General features: G+C 74.5%; 17 protein-coding genes and 1 pseudogene. 11 read left to right on the top strand and 7 right to left on the bottom strand.

The genetic code is table 11. From position 1 onward, the window contains the following. Window positions 1-67 precede the first annotated feature (67 nt). The 5 genes from ABD946_RS28765 (at window position 68) to ABD946_RS28745 (ending at window position 2,975) form a co-directional block, all read left to right on the top strand. Entirely contained in the window at window positions 68-241 is a 174-nt protein-coding gene (locus ABD946_RS28765) for a hypothetical protein (RefSeq protein ID WP_345288404.1), read from the top strand. 3 nt (window positions 242-244) lie between these two features. After that, a complete protein-coding gene (locus tag ABD946_RS28760; RefSeq protein ID WP_345288403.1) occupies window positions 245-514 on the top strand; it encodes a hypothetical protein in 270 nt (89 codons plus the stop codon). A gap of 193 nt (window positions 515-707) precedes the next feature. After that, entirely contained in the window at window positions 708-1,139 is a 432-nt protein-coding gene (locus ABD946_RS28755; protein WP_345288401.1) for a hypothetical protein, read from the top strand. Window positions 1,140-1,198: 59 nt separating this feature from the next. After that, window positions 1,199-2,089, top strand: coding sequence for a peptidoglycan-binding domain-containing protein (locus ABD946_RS28750; RefSeq protein ID WP_345288399.1), 891 nt, complete (start codon window positions 1,199-1,201; stop codon window positions 2,087-2,089). Window positions 2,090-2,156: 67 nt separating this feature from the next. Next, window positions 2,157-2,975, top strand: a complete 819-nt coding sequence (locus ABD946_RS28745) for a CHAP domain-containing protein (protein ID WP_345288397.1) — start codon at window positions 2,157-2,159, stop codon at window positions 2,973-2,975. 275 nt (window positions 2,976-3,250) lie between these two features. On the opposite strand, the gene ABD946_RS28740 is transcribed toward ABD946_RS28745, so the two are convergent. The 4 genes from ABD946_RS28740 to ABD946_RS28725 are packed head-to-tail and all read right to left on the bottom strand — an operon-like array spanning window position 3,251 to window position 6,031. Then, window positions 3,251-3,838 (bottom strand): histidine phosphatase family protein, encoded by a 588-nt coding sequence (locus tag ABD946_RS28740; RefSeq protein WP_345288395.1) that lies wholly within the window; start codon window positions 3,836-3,838, stop codon window positions 3,251-3,253. A 32-nt stretch (window positions 3,839-3,870) separates the two neighbouring features. After that, entirely contained in the window at window positions 3,871-4,617 is a 747-nt protein-coding gene (locus ABD946_RS28735; RefSeq protein ID WP_345288393.1) for a PEP-utilizing enzyme, read from the bottom strand. 38 nt (window positions 4,618-4,655) lie between these two features. Further along, entirely contained in the window at window positions 4,656-5,408 is a 753-nt protein-coding gene (locus tag ABD946_RS28730; protein ID WP_345288392.1) for a PEP/pyruvate-binding domain-containing protein, read from the bottom strand. Further along, entirely contained in the window at window positions 5,402-6,031 is a 630-nt protein-coding gene (locus tag ABD946_RS28725) for a transcriptional regulator (RefSeq protein ID WP_345288390.1), read from the bottom strand. Before ABD946_RS28725 ends, ABD946_RS28730 begins: the two co-directional genes overlap by 7 nt. Before the next feature lie 146 nt (window positions 6,032-6,177). Between ABD946_RS28725 and ABD946_RS28720 the strand changes: the two genes are divergently transcribed. After that, on the top strand, window positions 6,178-7,302 hold the full coding sequence (locus ABD946_RS28720) for a TetR family transcriptional regulator (protein WP_345288388.1): 1,125 nt from the start codon (window positions 6,178-6,180) through the stop codon (window positions 7,300-7,302). Between the two features lie 78 nt (window positions 7,303-7,380). Here the strand turns inward: ABD946_RS28720 and ABD946_RS28715 are convergent. Beyond that, window positions 7,381-8,244, bottom strand: a pseudogene (locus ABD946_RS28715) (RICIN domain-containing protein); the annotation flags it as partial. On the opposite strand from ABD946_RS28715, the gene ABD946_RS28710 reads away from it, so the two are divergent. The 5 genes from ABD946_RS28710 (at window position 8,174) to ABD946_RS28690 (ending at window position 11,675) form a co-directional block, all read left to right on the top strand. Beyond that, window positions 8,174-8,740 (top strand): LLM class flavin-dependent oxidoreductase, encoded by a 567-nt coding sequence (locus ABD946_RS28710; RefSeq protein ID WP_345288387.1) that lies wholly within the window; start codon window positions 8,174-8,176, stop codon window positions 8,738-8,740. The pseudogene ABD946_RS28715 and the gene ABD946_RS28710 overlap by 71 nt on opposite strands. Before the next feature lie 296 nt (window positions 8,741-9,036). Beyond that, window positions 9,037-9,699 (top strand): hydrolase, encoded by a 663-nt coding sequence (locus tag ABD946_RS28705; protein WP_345288386.1) that lies wholly within the window; start codon window positions 9,037-9,039, stop codon window positions 9,697-9,699. A 5-nt stretch (window positions 9,700-9,704) separates the two neighbouring features. Beyond that, the gene (locus tag ABD946_RS28700) at window positions 9,705-10,229 is read left to right on the top strand and encodes a DoxX family membrane protein (protein ID WP_345288384.1); all 525 of its coding nucleotides are present in this window, start codon (window positions 9,705-9,707) and stop codon (window positions 10,227-10,229) included. 139 nt (window positions 10,230-10,368) lie between these two features. Continuing rightward, a complete protein-coding gene (locus ABD946_RS28695; protein WP_345288382.1) occupies window positions 10,369-10,956 on the top strand; it encodes a Dps family protein in 588 nt (195 codons plus the stop codon). Further along, window positions 10,956-11,675, top strand: coding sequence for a hypothetical protein (locus ABD946_RS28690; RefSeq protein WP_345288381.1), 720 nt, complete (start codon window positions 10,956-10,958; stop codon window positions 11,673-11,675). Before ABD946_RS28695 ends, ABD946_RS28690 begins: the two co-directional genes overlap by 1 nt. A gap of 46 nt (window positions 11,676-11,721) precedes the next feature. Here ABD946_RS28690 and ABD946_RS28685 read toward each other — a convergent pair whose 3' ends face one another. Both ABD946_RS28685 and ABD946_RS28680 read right to left on the bottom strand, forming a co-directional pair. Then, the gene (locus tag ABD946_RS28685; RefSeq protein WP_345288379.1) at window positions 11,722-14,544 is read right to left on the bottom strand and encodes an AfsR/SARP family transcriptional regulator; all 2,823 of its coding nucleotides are present in this window, start codon (window positions 14,542-14,544) and stop codon (window positions 11,722-11,724) included. A 132-nt stretch (window positions 14,545-14,676) separates the two neighbouring features. Beyond that, a partial coding sequence (locus ABD946_RS28680; RefSeq protein WP_345288377.1) for a helix-turn-helix transcriptional regulator occupies window positions 14,677-15,615 on the bottom strand: 939 nt, incomplete at its 5' end.

Raw genomic sequence — 15,615 nt, 5'->3', positions numbered from 1 at the left:
GACCGGGGCGAGGTCCGCAGGACATCCACCGGCACAGCAGTCGGTCACCGAACGGGAGAGAACAGTCATGGGGAACTCGATACGAATCGCCTGCACCGCCGTGGTCGTGGCGTGCACCGTCGGCCTGGGTGCCGCCGCCGCGAGCACGGTCGTCGCGGACCACTCGGACGTCCAGCGCATCGCGTCCCCCACGGGCTTCGACTGGGACGCGCCGCGCCCCGCACCGCCCGCACAGAGTTGACCGGTGCACCTGGTCGCGGTGACCCTGATCGGCCCTGATCCACCGTCACCGCAGCTGACGGCAGCGGCCGTCACCGATCTGATCTGGGTCCACAGCCGACGCGAGGACCGCGTGGAGCACATCCGCGCCCGCGTCGACCTCAATCTCTACCGCGTCGCCGCCGCGATCATCGCGGCCACTCCGGACGCGGCGACCGCCAGCCTGCGCCGCGTCTGCGAACGCGCCGTCCGGGACGCGCCGGCCCTGCGCGGCTGGTGCCTCGTCCCCGGGTAGCACCTCCGCGCACCAAGTCCACGGCCCTGCCGGCCGCTCGGGTGCGCCCACGCCGCGGCGCCGCGGCCGTCGTCACACACTCTTCCGCCCTGTCCCAGGGGTGAGTCCCGTCCGCGAGGCGGGCTACCCGGACGCGCTCGGCGGCATCTGACATCTCCTCAACTCCCTTCTTCTGAAAGCAGGTTGTTTCGCCATGCGCATTCTGGCCAAGATCGCCGCCGTTGCCACCCTCGCCGTCCCGGCGCTCATCGCGGTGCCCGGGACCGCCCAGGCCTCCACCCCGTCCGGCTGCTCCAGCGTCACGCAGATCGGCAGCACCGCCTACCTCAACGTCGGCGGCGAGACCTTCGCCTCGGTCAAGCAGTACAAGGGCTGCGGCAAGAACTACTCCTACCTGTACGTGTGGCAGGGCTACCGCAACTCCCACAGCAGCTGGGACGCCTGTGCGGCCATCGTCACCGGCGGCTCGCACGTCCAGGACCCGCGCTGCGGCCACAACGACGTGGAGATCTGGTCCTTCGGCGCCAACACCCTCTCCGAGTGCACCCAGGCCCTGGGCTGGAACGGCACCGGCCCGATCCCGTACCCGGGTGAGGTCGCGGTCAAGACCGACACCCGCTGCTGATCCCCGAACCGGCCCCCCACAAGCGTCGTTGCCGACACCGAACCAGAAGGAACCACCCCATGGCGTCCGCCAGCAAGACCCGCAAGACCGCCACCCGACTTCTCACGGCCGTCGCCGTCCTCAGCGGCCTGGTGCTGAGTGCCGCCCAGGCCAACGCCGCGACCGCGTCGCTCCCCGGCGAGGCGCCGGCCGCCGCCGCCACCGCGCTGCCCGTGGTGAACATGGAGGCCACCGTCCTGGCCGCCCAGATCGACCCCCGCCGCGCCGACAGCACCCAGACCCCGGGTGCCCACGACTCGGTCCTGGCGGTCGAGCAGGCCCTGCAGGCCCGCGGCCTCCTCGACGCCCGTTGGGTGGACGGGTACTTCGGCACCACCACCGTCTCGGCCTACGCCGCGTACCAGCGCTCGCTCGGCTTCACCGGCCTGGACGCCAACGGGCTGCCCGGCACCACCTCGCTCACCTCGCTCGGGCAGGGCCGCTTCACCCTCACCCGCCAGATCGGGGTCGGGGCGAAGCTGAAGCGCGACGGATACACCGTCAACACCCGCACCCAGAACATGCTCCTCGAGGCCGAGCGCCTGTCGGGCGTCCACATCAAGCTCGACCAGGGCTCCTACAACCCCGGCGGCGACCCCACCTCGGCGGGCACCCACGACGGCGGTGGCGTCGTGGACATCAACGTCGACGGCATGACCAGTGCCACCCGCACCGCCGTCGCCAAGGCACTGCGCCAGGTCGGCTTCGCCGCCTGGGTCCGCAGCCCCAGCCAGGGCAACTGGCCGTGGCACATCCACGCCGCCGCGATCAACGACACCGACCTGGCCACCCAGGCCCAGAACCAGACCGGTGACTACTACCTCGGCCTCAACGGCCTGGCCAACCACGGCGCCGACGACGGCCCGCGGGTCGCCATCCAGACCTGGGAGGAGTACCAGCGCACCCACTGACGGCGCGCTGCTCCACCCCGGTTCATCTGAGCACCAGCTGACGACACATCACGGAGAGAGAAGAACCTTGAAGAACATACGCACCACGCTCGCCATCGCCGGCACCGCGCTCGCCATGGCCGTCCCGCTCGTCGCCAGCACCCCCGCCTCCGCCGCGGGCCGCGACGGGGTCTGCGACTCCGGCGAGTTCTGCCTCTACTACAACAGCGACCAGGGCGGTTCGGTCTCCGACTTCGCGGGCTCCATCAGCGACTACGGCGCCACCCAGCCGTCCTGCTACGAGTTCAAGGGCGCCGGCAACGGCCAGGGCGTCTGCGTCAAGAACAACGCCGCCTCGGTGTGGAACCGCACCGGCAAGACCGTCCGCGTCTACTTCAACAGCGGCTACGCCGGCGCCAGCCAGGACTTCGCCTCCGGCGCCAAGGGCAACCTCAACGCCACGCTGAAGAACAACGAGGCCTCCCACCAGCTCCTCGGCGCCAACGGCGGCGGCAACGAGAGCCCGACCAACGACTTCGACCACGGCACCCGCGGCTTCGCGGCCAACAACTGCACCGCCTTCGCGGCGTTCCGCATCGCCGACCGCCTCGGCGTCCCGAACTTCACCAACTCCTACGGCGGCACCATCTGGGGCAACGCCGAGAACTGGGACGACGCCGCCCGCAGCAAGGGCATCACGGTCAACTCCACCCCGACCGTCGGCGCCATCGCCGTCAACGACACCCACGGGAAGTACGGCCACGTCGCCTACGTCAACGCGGTCTACTCCGACGGTTCGTTCGACGTCGAGGAGTACAACTGGAACGTCTCCCTCGGCTACGGCACCCGCAAGGGCCTCCGGGTCAGCAGCGCGGAGAACTCCTTCCAGCACATGATCCACTTCTGACAGGTCCTCAGGACCCCGGCAGGCCCTGATCGAGGGCGGTTCCACGGCCGGGACGATCCTGGGAAGGTGCGGGACGCGGGGGTGTGACGAGCCCTCCCGCGGCAGGACACGTCGAAGCCCCGTCGGACGGGGGCGGCCCGCAAGGGCGGCCTCCCCGGCGGGGCTTCGACGTGCCGCCGCGAGGGTGGGGAGAGAGTTCCCTTTCCCGAAGAATTCCGCGAGGTCATGATGCTTTCAGGCCTTTCGGCGGGCGGGGCCGGCCGGGCCCGCTGGGCTCAGGGGCGGGTGCCGGCTCCGAAGCCCGTCCAGCGCAGCTCGGCCGGGAGGTGGCCCATGTCGTTGTAGAGCACGACCGTCGGTGCGTCGCCGTCGCGGTACTCGATCACGGTGAGCGCCGCGTTCCCGCAGTTCAGCCCGAGCCACCGCACCGGCGGCGCACCCAGCGCGTCCCGGACCAGCCAGGCCACCTGGTAGGCGTGGGTGACCAGGACCTCGTGCGTCTCGGTCTCGGCGGGGCGCGCGAACCTGGCGGTCAGGGCGTCGGCGGCGCGGCTCGCCTCCTCGGCCTCCTCGGCGCCGTAGCCGTCGAAGAACGCCGCCCACAGCGGCGGTACGTCGACGGGGACGTGCGGGACGTGGTCGACCAGCTCCGGTGCCTCGCGCACGACGGCGTCCGGCAGGCAGCTGCCCACGATCCGCGCGCAGTGCACCGCCCGGGGCAGCGGCGAGTGCCGGACCGCGTCGATCGGCAGGCCGGCCAGCCGCTTCCCGACCAGCTCCGACTGCCGCTCCCCGACGTCGGTCAGGGTGCCGAAGGGGTCGGCGGCCCCGTGCCGGACGAGGTAGACGTGCCGAGTGGCCATGGTGGTCCTCCTGTCGGTTCGGTGAGGGGGTGTCAGCGCCCGCGCAGGGCGGTGTGGGCCGCGGCGAGGCGCTGGGCCTCGTCGCGGGCGGAGTGGTCGCCGGAGGCCTCGTCGGCCCAGGCGAGCAGGCGGTGGAGGTGTCCGTCGGCGGCGTCGGTGACGGTGCGGGGGCTGCCGAGCACCACCTCGCCGCCGGTGCCGTCGATGGTGACCGGCGTGCCCTCGGGGAGGGTGCGGCCGCCGGCCGTCACGGACCCGCCGTCGAGGGTGAGGCCGGCCACGCCCACCACGGCGGGCTTGCCCATCGCGCGGGCGACGACCGCGGCGTGGCTGGCGGGACCGCCGCGCGCGGTGACGATCCCGGTGGCGGCGGCCAGGCCGTGCAGGTCGCTCGGCGAGGTCTCCGGGCGCACCAGGAGGACCGGGCCGGTCCGGGCCATCCGGACCGCGCCGTCCGCCGTGGTCGCGATCCGGCCGGTGGCGACACCGGGGCAGGCACCGATCCCCCGGGCGAGGACCTCGGCCTCCCCGGCGGCGATGCGCGGCGTGCGGACGTGGCGGAGGTGGACCGGCGAGACCCGGAGCAGCGCCTCGTCCCGTCCGATCAGCCGCTGGTCGACGAGCTCGGTGGCGACCCGGACCGCGGCGGCCCCCGCGAACCGGCCGGGCCGGACCTGGAGGAGCCACAACTGGCCCGACTGGAAGGTGAATTCGACGTAGCAGGCGTCGCGGTAGTACCCCTCGATCCGGTGCAGGGCGTCGAGCAGCCCGCTCCACACCTGCGGCTCCCGCTCGGCGAGTTCGCGCAGCGGCCGGGTCAGCGCCCTCCCCGAGACGACCTCCTCCCCTGGCGTCCGAACAGGACCTCGCCGTAGGGGACGTCCTCGCCGGTGTTGGGGTCGCGGCTGAACGCGACCCCGCTGCCGCTGGCGGCGTCGCGGTTGCCGAAGACCATCCGCTGGACCACCACGGCCGTGCCCAGGTCGTCCGCGATGCCGTTCAACTCGCGGTAGGTGCGGGCGCGTTGGGACTCCCAGGAGGAGAAGACGGCCTCGACCGCCCGGGTCAGCTGCCGGGCGGCGTCGTCCGGCCCGGGCCGGGTCGGGTCGGCTGCTGCTGCGCCCGTGGCCGTGGTGACGGTCGCGGCGGCGAAGCTGCGCAGGAAGCCCTGCCGGGCGTCCTGCGCGAACGGCCGGTCGCCGGTCTCGGCGGCCAGGCCCTCGGTGGCTTCGATGGTGAGGCCGAGGTTGAGGACGGTGTCCATCATGCCGGGCATGGAGACCCCGGCCCCGGAGCGGACGGAGACCGCCAGCGGCTTCCGCGGCCCCCCGAAGGCCCGCCCGGTGGCGCGCTCCAGGTCGGCCACGGCCGCCGCGAGCTCCGCGTCGAGCCCGTCGGGAAGGCGCCCGTCCCGCAGGAAGGCGCGGCAGGCCTCCGTGGTGATGACGAACCCCTCCGGCACCGGCAGGCCGAGGCGGTGCAGCTGGACGAGGCCGGAGGCCTTGCCGCCCAGGGTCTCGGCCGTGCCCTCCGTCCGGGCGGAGAGCGTGCGGATCCACCTCGTCACCATCGCTCCAACCCGAGCGTCGCCAGCAGGTCCTCGTGCAGCTCCGCCCAGATGACGTGGTACGAGCCGGTGTTGTCGGCCACGTACGCCAACTCCCCGGCGGCGGCGCGGCCGAGGGCGTCGGCGAGGCGGACCGGGTAGCGGCCGAACCGGGGCAGGGCGGCGGACAGCTCGGCGCAGACCGCGGCGGCGCGCCGGTCCAGGTCGGCGAACCGGGCGAGCACCCGGGAGTCGTAGCCGGGATCGTCGTGCTCGTTGACGCTCATGACGCCGTCGACGGACCGGAGTTGCCAGGCCGTGCAGAGGTCGAGCAGCTCGGGGTTGAGCACCATGAACCGCTCGTACGCGGCCGCCACGCGCTCCCGGGCCCCGGCCGACTCCAGCTCGCCGGCGATCCGCTCGGCGTCCGCCGCGCGCCCGGCCTCGGTGAGGCTCCACACCGGCAGGTCGCCGGACAGCCGGGTGACCAGGCCGCCGACCCCGAGGTCGATGAGCTCGGACTCGGCGTCGGACTCGTCCAGCCCCGTGATCGCGCCGAGCCGCGCGACGCTGACGGATCCGGCGCAGCGCAGGGCGTGCAGGACCAGCAGGGCGGCGTCCGGAGCGCGGGCTGTGGACCGGGTCATCGTGGGCGCTCCTTCGGGGGAGTTCGGCGGTGTGTCGCGGGCGGTGGGCATCGTCATTCCCCACTCTCATGTTCACAGCATCCAGATGTCTTCGTCATCCGAATGCCGGTTGTATCATGACACGCCAGGAGCCGGAAGGGGACACGATGGCGAGACTGACCCGCGCGCAGCAGCAGGAGCGGACCAGGGCGGCGGTGCTGGTCGCGGCCCGGCGGGAGTTCGCCGAGCACGGCTACGTCGAGGCCAAGATCGACCGGATCGCCGAGCGGGCCGAGCTGACCAGGGGAGCGGTCTACTCCAACTTCACCGGCAAGCGCGCGCTCTACCTCGCGGTGCTGGTCGACGACGTCGAACGGGCCCGGGCCGCCGCCGCACCCCCGGCGGAGGCGCTCGCCTCCGCCGGGCAGGCGCTCGGCTCCTTCGCCCGGGTCTGGCTCGAACGGCTGCCCTTCCTCGGCGACACCCCCGGCAGCGGCCACCTGCAGCTGCGCTCGCTCTCCGGAGTGCTGGGCACCGAGCCGGCGCGGGCCGCGCTCGCGGAGCTCGTGCGCTTCGAGGCGCTGCTGCTCGCGCTGGCGCTGGAGCCGCGCCCCGGGGTGCCCGCCGGGACCGTGCGGCGCGCCGGGCTGGCCCTGACCCTGCTGCACGGTGCGGCCGCCGTCGCGGAGAACGCCCCCGGCGTCGGCGACCCCTTCGACCTGGCGCGCGCCGCCGAGCACCTCGCCTCCATCGCCCTCGGCGACGATCCGGAGCCGGCGCACCTGACCTACGTCACCCCGGCGCGCCCGGCCGAGGCCCCGTGGGCGCCGCCGGCCGGCCTGCGGGACGAGATCACCGGCCGTCAGGTCGACCTCGGTGAGGACGGGGTGGTCGTCGTGCTGGGCGCGGGGCGCCTGTCGGCGGCCGAGGACGCGCTGCGCTCGGCCGGGCCGGAGGACGAGGTGACCGTGGTCGTCGTCACCGGCGATCCCGCCGAGACCGGTCGGCTGGCCCGGCTCCGGATCGTGGACCTCGTCGGCTGTCTGCGCCGGGTGTTCCCGGCCGACCGGCTGCCGCGGGCCCGCGTCGTGTTCGACGACGCCGGCGCCGTCCCGGCCGCCCTCGGCCACCTCCCGGCAGGCGGCGCCGACCCCGACGCCGACCTCGACCTCACCGAGATCGCGATCCGGGTCCGCGGCGGGCTGGTCACCGCCCACGCGACCGGCCGCGGCGCGGGCTACGCCGCGGCCCGCCACCCTTCTCTCGACCCCGGCCGGAGCCGCGCGCTCTGACGACGGGTGACACCGCAGGGCTCCCGCTGTCCGCACTGGTGGGGACGGCGGGAGCCCTGCGGCGCGACGGTCGGGGCCTCAGACCGTGGTGCGCTTCCAGTGCTGGTTGGTGCCGGTGCCGCAGGTCCACTGCTCCAGCGGGGCGCCGTCGGTGGTCGCCTGGTTGGTGACGTCCAGGCACTTGCCGCTGTGCCGGGCCATGACCTGGACATTGCCCGTGCCGGTCTTCTTGAACCAGAACTGCTCGTTGATCTCCGGGCTGCAGCCCCACTGCACCAGCCGGGCCGCGTCGCGGGTGTCGAAGTCGGCGACGTTGGCGCACCGGCCGCTGTGACGGGCCGTCAGGGTCTCCCAGATCACGTTCATGCCGCGCACGGTGCCGGTGGCGGTGTCGACGGTGAGCTGGGGCGAGTAGTCCATGGTCATGGTGGTCCTGGTGGGGAACTTCAGCGGCAGCCAGACGCACTGGGAGTCGTTGACCGTGGCGCCCATGGAGTTGCCCCAGCGGTCGCCCAGGTAGAGGTAGCCGGTGCCGTTGGTGCCCTGGACGGGGAGGACGTAGGCGGTCTGGGTGCGGTAGGTGGTGGAGTCGCCGATGTCCTTCAGGCCGCTCCAGGCACCGGTGATGCTGGTGGCGGTGGCGTACTTCTGCTGGTTGGGGGCCCAGCCGGTGGCGCCGGAGGTGAGCAGGAAGTACACGCCGTTGCGCTTGAACATCGCGGGGGCCTCGCGCCAGTTGCCCGGCCAGAGCTTCTGGACCTGGGCGTCGACGGCGGTGTAGTCGGGGGTGAGGCGGTAGACGTGGAGGTCGGCGTTCTCGTTGGCGGCGGAGATCATGTAGCCGGTGCCGTCGTCGTCGACGAAGGTGGTGATGTCGCGGGACATCTCGCCGAGTCCGCGGTCGCCACTGGCGCTGCTGGAGGAGACACTGACCGCGGTGCGCGGCCTGCTGCGCGGCGAACGCGTCACCGTGGAGGGCCGTGAACTCCGGCTCGACGGTCTGGAGTTGGTCCACCCCCCGGCCGCCGACGCGGTCCCACCGGTGATCGCGGGCGTGGTCTCGCCCAAGTCGCTGGAACTGGCGGGCCGGGCCGCCCAGGGAACCCTGGTGGCCGAGGGCCACGGCCCGGACGACCTGCGAGCGGTCCGGGCCGCCGCCGAGCGCGGCGGGGCCACCGCCGACCACACGGTCACCGTGTTCACCTTCGTCGGTGTGGGAGAGGCGGCGGCCCCCGCCCTGCGCGAGGCCGTCGCCGGCCATGCGCAGTGGCTGGGGCGCGAGGAGTCGGCGACCTTCGCGGCCGGCGGCACGGCGACGGAGGCGGCCACGGCCCTGCGCGCCCTCGGCGACGCGGGCGCCGGGACGGTGGTGCTGCGCTTCTGCGGCTCCGAACCACTCGGACAGCTCCGCGCGGTCCTGACGGCCCTCGGGACCTGAGGGCTCCGTCGGCCGCCCCGGTACGGCCCTCGCGCCGCCTCCGCCCCGGCCCCCGCCGCATGCCCTGCCGGGAGCCGAGGTGCCGGGCGTCCCTGACGACCCGGGAGATCTCCGCGCGCGACGGCACGACGTGGGACCGGCGGCCGTCGTAGGGGGCACCGCCGTACTCCGTGCACTGTCGTGCAAGGTCCTGGGCGTGAACGGAGAAACCGGGTGGCAGGACCGGTCGTAGCTTCGGGACCTGCCCGGCCGCGGAGACGGCCGGGCGCCACCCCGACCGTTCCGAGAGGACACCCATGTTCGACCCTGCCCAGGTGACGGCCGCCCCGAGCGCGGACCTGCTGACCCCCGACAACGCCGTCATGCTCTTCGTCGACCACCAGCCGCAGATGTTCTTCGGCACCGGCAGCGGCGACCGCGCCGCGATCGTCAACGCCACGACGGGCCTCGCCAAGGCCGCCCGGGCCTTCGGCGTGCCGGCCGTGCTCACCACCGTCGCCGCCGAGTCCTTCTCCGGCCCGCTGCTGCCGCAGCTCGCCGAGGTCTTCCCGGACCAGCAGCCCATCGACCGGACGACCATGAACGCCTGGGAGGACGAGGCGCTCGTCGCGGCGGTCAAGGCCACCGGCCGGCGGAAGATCGTCCTGTCGGGCCTGTGGACCGAGGTCTGCCTGGTGCTGCCCGCCCTCTCCGCACTCGGCCAGGGCTACGAGGTGTACGTCGTCTCCGACGCCTCCGGCGGCGTCAGCCCCGCCGCCCACGAGCACGCGATCCAGCGGATGGTGGCCGCCGGCGCGGTGCCGGTGACCTGGGTCCAGGTGCTGCTGGAGCTCCAGCGCGACTGGGCCCGTCAGGAGACCTACGGCGCGGTCATGGAGATCGTCAAGGCCCACGCCGGCGCCTACGGCCTCGGCGTCGTGTACGCGCAGAACCTGCTCGGCGCGCACGCCGCGGGCTGACGCCCGTGGACACCGGCATTCTGATCCTCCGTCTGCTGACGGGGCTGCTGATCGCCGGCCACGGCGTGCAGAAGGTCAGCGCGCACCTCGGGGGCAAGGGGCTGGACGGCGGCGCGGCGGAGTTCCGTGCCGACGGCTTCCGCGGCGGCGTCCTCACCGCCCTGGCGGCCGGCGGTGGGCAGATCGGCTCCGGTCTGCTGCTCGCCGCCGGTCTGCTCACGCCGCTCGCCGCGACCGGGGCCGTCGGGGTCATGACCGTCGCCCTGACCGTGAAGTGGCCCAACGGCCTCTGGGTGCAGAACGACGGGTACGAGTACCCGCTCGTCCTGATCGGGACCGCCGCCGCCCTCGCGGCCACCGGCCCCGGCGCCTGGTCCCTCGACGCGGCCCTCGGCCTCGCGCCCTACCCGGCCTGGTGGGCCGCCGTCGCCCTGGCGGCCGGGCTCGGCAGCGGCCTGCTCACCCGCCTCGTCCTGCACGCCCGGCCCGCCCCGGCGGTGCCGCCCGGCGCAGCCCCCGGCGGCCGCTGAGCGGGAGCCGCTCGCCCGGCCCCCGTCCGGGGCCGCCGCGGACAGGACCCCGCGGCGGCTCCGGCCCCTCACCGTCCCCTCCCACCAGCCCCTACCGCTCCACCAGCCCCCTACCGCCCTCACCGACGGGAACACTCGCTTGGACACCACGCCCACCACCCCGCCCGCGCCCGGCGGCGGTCAGCCGCTGCTCCGTCAGAAGGGCGCCGAGACCCAGGCGTTCGGCACGCTGAAGCAGCTGCCGATCGGCCTCGGGCACGACACCCGCGCGTACTCCTGCCAGCGGTTGAACCGCGTGCTCGCCGACACGCAGGTGCTCCACTCCCTCTACAAGAAGCACCACTGGCTCATGCGCGGAGCGACCTTCTACGCGCTCCACCTGATGCTCGACCGGCACGCCGAGGCGCAGCTGGCCGTCGTCGACTCGCTGGCCGAACGCGTCCAGAGCCTCGGGGGCGTCGCGGTCGGAGACCCGCGCCACGTGGCGGAACTGACGGCCGTTCCGCGACCGCCGAACGGTGTGGAGCCCGTCCCCGCCATGCTGTCGCGGCTGCTCGACGCGCACGAGCGGATCCTGGTCGACGCCCGGGACGCCGCCACCCGGACCGCTGCGGAGGGCGACGAGGGCACCGCCGACCTGCTGGTCTCGGAGGTCATCCGCACCGGTGAGGCACAGGTCTGGTTCCTGGCCGAGCACCTGGTGGACACCCCGTTGGTGCGGGTCTGATGGCCGCCGAGGCCGCCGAGGCTGCCGGATCCGCCGGGGCCGCTGCTCTGCGGCGCCACGAACCGGACCTCCGCGCGATGACCCGGATCACCCTGCGCCCGATGGCCTCGCCCATGCCGCTGGGCTTCTTCACCGTCGCCATCGCCTCCGCGATGACGGCCTGCCTCCAGCTCGGGATCTTCGAGAGCGAGGCCCGCCGGGCGGTCGCCCTCTGCGTGCTGCCGGCCTTCGCGCTGCAACTCCTGGTCAGCATCCTGGCGTTCAGCGCCCGGGACGTGATCGCGGCGACCCTGATGGGGGTCTTCGCGGGCAGCTGGCTGGCGTACGCGCTGGTCCTGTTCAGCGGTGCGGCCGACGGTCCGCGCGTGCTCGGCGTCTTCAACCTGGCGTTCCTGTGCTTCGGGGCGCTGATGGTCGCGGTGACGGGACCCAAGCTCGCACTCCGGCTGGTGCTGGTGGCCTCCCTGCCGCGTTGGGCCGCCACCGGCGTGGCGGGTCTCACCGATGTGGAGTGGCTGACCCGGGTGTCCGGGGTCCTCGGCCTGGTGGTGGCGCTGGTGTCGACCTACGCGGCCTTCGCCCTGATGGTGGAGGACATGCGCGGCGAGGAGGTCCTGCCCCTGGGCCGCAGCGGTCCCGCCCGCACGGCGGTCGAGGGCGACCTCGCGGTGCAGCTGCGCAACCTGGAGCGCCAGGCGGGTGTGCGCCGGACGCTCTGAGGACCGAGGATCGCAGGCCCTACGGGCGGCGGAAGGTGACGGACGGTCAGTCCGGGACCGCCGCCGCCTTGGCGCGCAGGTCGGCGGCGTCCGCGTGCCCGAGCGCGGTGAGCAGATCGGCCGCGCGGTGCCAGTCGGCGCGCGCCCGGTCGCGGTCGCCGAGCGCCAGCCAGGTGCCGGCCAGGTGGTCGAGGACCTCCGCCTGGTTGTACTCGTCCGCCGCGTCGACGTAGCCGTCGAGGGCCCGCCGGTAGCACTCCACGGCCTGCCGGTGGCGGCCCAGGTGGTGGTGGGCGTAGCCGATGCTGTCCCAAGTGGCCGCCTCGCTGCGGCGGTTGCCGTTGGCCCGGAAGACCGGCAGGGCCTGCTCGCAGTGGCGGATCGCCTCCTCGTGCTCGCCCAGCAGCGTGTGGTACCAGCCGACGGCGTTGAGCTCCCTGGCGATCTGGTTGCGGGTCGTCCCGTCGTCGCCGAGGGCCCGGAACAGGGCCAGCGCCCGCCGGGAGTGGTGCAGCGCCTCGCGGTGCCGCCCCTGGCGCCCGCGCACCCAGCCGGTGCTGCGCTCGACGGCCGCCTGCATGGTGACCGGAAGGGTCGCCAACCGGTCGGTCAGCAGCTGTAGTTGGGCGTCGGCCTCGGCGTGGTGGCCGCTCAGCGCGTAGGAGCGGGCCAGCGAGAGCCGGGCCCGGACCACCTCGTGGGGCGGGCCGGCCGCGGCCGGTGCGCCGAGGGCGGTGTGGAGGATCTCGATCTCGTCCTGCACCCAGCTCTGCTGGGAGGTGTGGAGCTGGCTGGTGAAGGCGAGGCTCCAGATCCGGCGCGGATGCTCCTCGCCGGGTACGGAGCGGAGCAGGGCCAGGATGCTGCGGAACTCGGCCCCGTACCAGGCGGTGCCGGCCGCCCGGTCGTCGAAGGCGAGCACCACGGTGCCCGGCGCGGCCGGCTCCAGGTCGACCTCCTCCCGGCGGGTGGAGACCGCGTCGTTCGCGGCGGCGGCGGAGTGCGCGTAGTGGTCGAGCAGCCGCCCGAGGGCGGCCGTCCGGTCGTCCCCGGTCTCGGCCACCAGGCCGGCGGCGTAGGCGCGCAGCAGGTCGTGGAGTGCGTAGCGGTCGCGGGAGTGCTCGGTGAGCATGTTCGCCTCGCACAGCTCCCTGGCCAGCGCGCGGGTGCGGTCGGGAGGCAGGGCCGCGGCGCTGGCCGCCGAGGCGAGCGAGGCCTCGGCGCCGGGGTGCAGGGAGAGCAGGCGGAAGAGCCGGGCGGCGTCCGGGGTCAGCGCCCGGTACGACCAGGCGAACACGGCCCGCAGGTCGGTGTCGGGGTCGTCGAGGCCGAGTGCGGTCAACCGGTCTGCGCCCGGGGCGAGTTCGGCCGCTACCCCGGCCAGCGTCAGGCCGGGGCTGAGCACCACCCGGGCCGCGGCTATGGAGACCGCCAGCGGCAGTCCGCCGCAGGCCGCCAGGACGGCCTCGACCGCGGCGGGCTCGGCCGCGAGCCGCTCCGGGCCGAGCCGGGCGGCCAGCAGTGCACGGGCCTGCGCCGTGGTGAGCCGGTCCACCGGTACGGCCAGGGCGCCGTCGTGGACGACGAGCGAGCTCATCCGGTTGCGGCTGGTCACCAGCACCAGGCAGCCCGGGGAGCCGGGGAGCAGCCACCGCACCTGCTCGGCGTCGCGGGCGTTGTCGAGGAGCAGCAGCAGGCGCCGTCCGGTGACCACGGCGCGGAAGCGCGCGGCCCGCATCGTGAGGTCCTCGTTCCTGCCCTCCACGGCGGTCTCGCCGAGCGCGACCAGCAGTACGGACAGCGCCTCGGCCGGGTCCAGCGGAGGGCTGCCCGGGTCGAAGCCGCGCAGGTTGAGGTAGAGGCGCCCGTCGGGGAACCGGTCGGCGACCTGGCGGGCCCAGTGCACGGCCAGCGCGGTCTTGCCGACGCCTCCCATGCCGGCCACCGCGGTGATCACCACGGCGGCGGACGGTCCGGCCGCCCGGGCCAGCGTCCGGGTCAACGCGTCGGCGAGCTCCGGGCGTTCGGTGAAACCCGGCACGGGCAGCGGGAGGGTGTCCGGCCCGACGGTGACCGTCGGCGCGGTGGGCTCGACGCGGGCAGGGGCCTCCGGCTCGCGCAGCGCCTCCTGGTGGGCGGCTCCCAGGACGGCGGACGGACCGACGCCCAGCTCCTCGGCCAGCCGTCGGCGTACCTCCTCGAACAGGGCCAGCGCCTCGGCCCGGCGGCCGACGGACGTCAGCCCGTGGATCACCGCGGCGTGCAGGGGTTCGTCGAACGGCGCGCTCCGCGCGACGTCGATCACCGCGGCCAGCACGGTGGCGGCGTCCCCGGCGTCGGTGGCGGCCGTCATCACCTCGGTGGCGGCGGCGATCCGGGCCCGCTCGACCGCCGCGAAGTGCGGCCGGGCCAGGGCGTTCCGGTCAAGGCCGGCCAGCAGCGGCCGCCGCACCAGCTCCGCCAGCTCACGCCGGCCCTCGCTCGCCTCGGGGCCCTCGCCCCGTGCCCGGGCCGGCAGTTCGTCGAGGAGCGTGAGGTCGTCCTCGGTGCCCGAGGTGTCGAGCCGGTACCCGGACGGGGCGGGGAGCAGCCACGACCCGGCCGCGCGGGCCGGCAGCCCGGGCTCCAGCAGGCGGCGCAACTGGCCGACGTGGCGGTGCAGTTGGTTCACCGCCGTGGACGGCGGGTGCTCGCCCCAGACGAGATCGACCAGCTCGGAGGTGCCGAGCCCGCAGGTGCGGGCCACCAGCAGGGCCGCGAGCACGGTGTGACGGTGCGGCGGACCGATCTCCAGGGGAGTGCCGTCGCGCTGGACCTGCAGACCCCCGAAGACCCGGAACCGCACTGCCGTCCGCCCCTGCCCGTTCATGGCATCAAACTAACCCGCGGGTAGGGCCGGGACCAAAGTCACCCAAAAGGTGACGACGGACACGCCTCCGCCCGGGTCTGACGCACCCTCATGAACGCGGGCGACAGGTTCGGCGGCGGGTCGGGCGGTGGGTCAGGCGGCGGTGGCGAGCAGCGCGGCGAGGTGCGTCCGGGAGGTGACGTTCAGCTTGGGGAAGACCCGGTGCAGGTGCCAGCCGACGGTGCGCGGGGAGAGCAGCAGCCGGTCCCCGATCTCCCGGTTGGTCATGCCCGAGGCGGCCAGCTGGGCGATCGTCAGTTCCTGTGCGGACAGCCGCTCGGTGAGGGCACTGCCCTGCTGCCCCCGGTCGACACCGGTCGCGCGCAGTTCACGGCCGGCGATCTCGCGCCAGGCGGCGGCCCCCAGCACCTCGAAGGTGTGGCAGGCCTCCCGCAGCAGGGGCCGGGCCAGGCGCGGACGTCGGTCCCGGCGCAGCCACATGCCGTAGGCGAGCTCCACCCGGGCGCGCGGCCACGGCCACTGACGGGGCGTGATCCGCAGGGCGCGCTCGAACAGCTCCTCGGCGTCCGGGCCTTCGGCCAGGAGGGCCCTGGCCTGCGCCAGGTTGACGGCGGTGGACAGCGGCAGCCCGTGCCCGTCGCCGTACCCGGCGATCAGCTCGCGCGCGTCCTCGCCGTCGCCGGAGCGGACGGCGGCCTCGGCCAGGTAGCAGAGGGTGCGGCGCTGCGAGGCGAGGTGGTGGGAGGGCGAGCCGGGCTCGAAGACGGGGCGCAGGGTCTGGTAGGCGCCGGCCGGGTCGTCCGAGTCGAACAGGGCGATGCTGCGGGCCAGCCGCAGGGTCGCCAGCACCGCGCCGACGCTGCGGCCGGCGGCGACCCGCTCGACGGCCGCGATGTCGGCAGCCGAACCGGCGAGGTCCCCGCGGAAGGCGAGCAGCACCGCACGGGTGGCCCGGGCCCGGATCGACCACAGCTGCTGGCCCCCGGCCTCGGCGAGGGCGAACGCCTCCTCGTTCACGGCGTGGGCGAGGTCCCAGTCCCCGACCACCACGGCGGCCTGCGCGTGCTGGGC

It is taken from the genome of Kitasatospora albolonga, assembly GCF_039535905.1.
In the GTDB taxonomy this organism is placed as follows: domain Bacteria; phylum Actinomycetota; class Actinomycetes; order Streptomycetales; family Streptomycetaceae; genus Kitasatospora; species Kitasatospora albolonga.
Note: the sequence above shows the minus strand (reverse complement) of the source record. Positions and strands in the feature narration are given on the sequence as shown.

Bases quoted from the DNA above. Each gene is read 5' to 3' on its own strand.
- ABD946_RS28765 (WP_345288404.1), top strand. From the start codon at position 68: ATGGGGAACTCGATACGAATCGCCTGCACCGCCGTGGTCGTGGCGTGC.
- ABD946_RS28755 (WP_345288401.1), top strand. From the start codon at position 708: ATGCGCATTCTGGCCAAGATCGCCGCCGTTGCCACCCTCGCCGTCCCG.
- ABD946_RS28750 (WP_345288399.1), top strand. From the start codon at position 1,199: ATGGCGTCCGCCAGCAAGACCCGCAAGACCGCCACCCGACTTCTCACG.
- ABD946_RS28740 (WP_345288395.1), bottom strand. From the start codon at position 3,838: ATGGCCACTCGGCACGTCTACCTCGTCCGGCACGGGGCCGCCGACCCC.
- ABD946_RS28730 (WP_345288392.1), bottom strand. From the start codon at position 5,408: ATGGTGACGAGGTGGATCCGCACGCTCTCCGCCCGGACGGAGGGCACG.
- ABD946_RS28725 (WP_345288390.1), bottom strand. From the start codon at position 6,031: ATGACCCGGTCCACAGCCCGCGCTCCGGACGCCGCCCTGCTGGTCCTG.
- ABD946_RS28720 (WP_345288388.1), top strand. From the start codon at position 6,178: ATGGCGAGACTGACCCGCGCGCAGCAGCAGGAGCGGACCAGGGCGGCG.
- ABD946_RS28710 (WP_345288387.1), top strand. From the start codon at position 8,174: ATGTCGCGGGACATCTCGCCGAGTCCGCGGTCGCCACTGGCGCTGCTG.
- ABD946_RS28705 (WP_345288386.1), top strand. From the start codon at position 9,037: ATGTTCGACCCTGCCCAGGTGACGGCCGCCCCGAGCGCGGACCTGCTG.
- ABD946_RS28690 (WP_345288381.1), top strand. From the start codon at position 10,956: ATGGCCGCCGAGGCCGCCGAGGCTGCCGGATCCGCCGGGGCCGCTGCT.
- ABD946_RS28685 (WP_345288379.1), bottom strand. From the start codon at position 14,544: ATGAACGGGCAGGGGCGGACGGCAGTGCGGTTCCGGGTCTTCGGGGGT.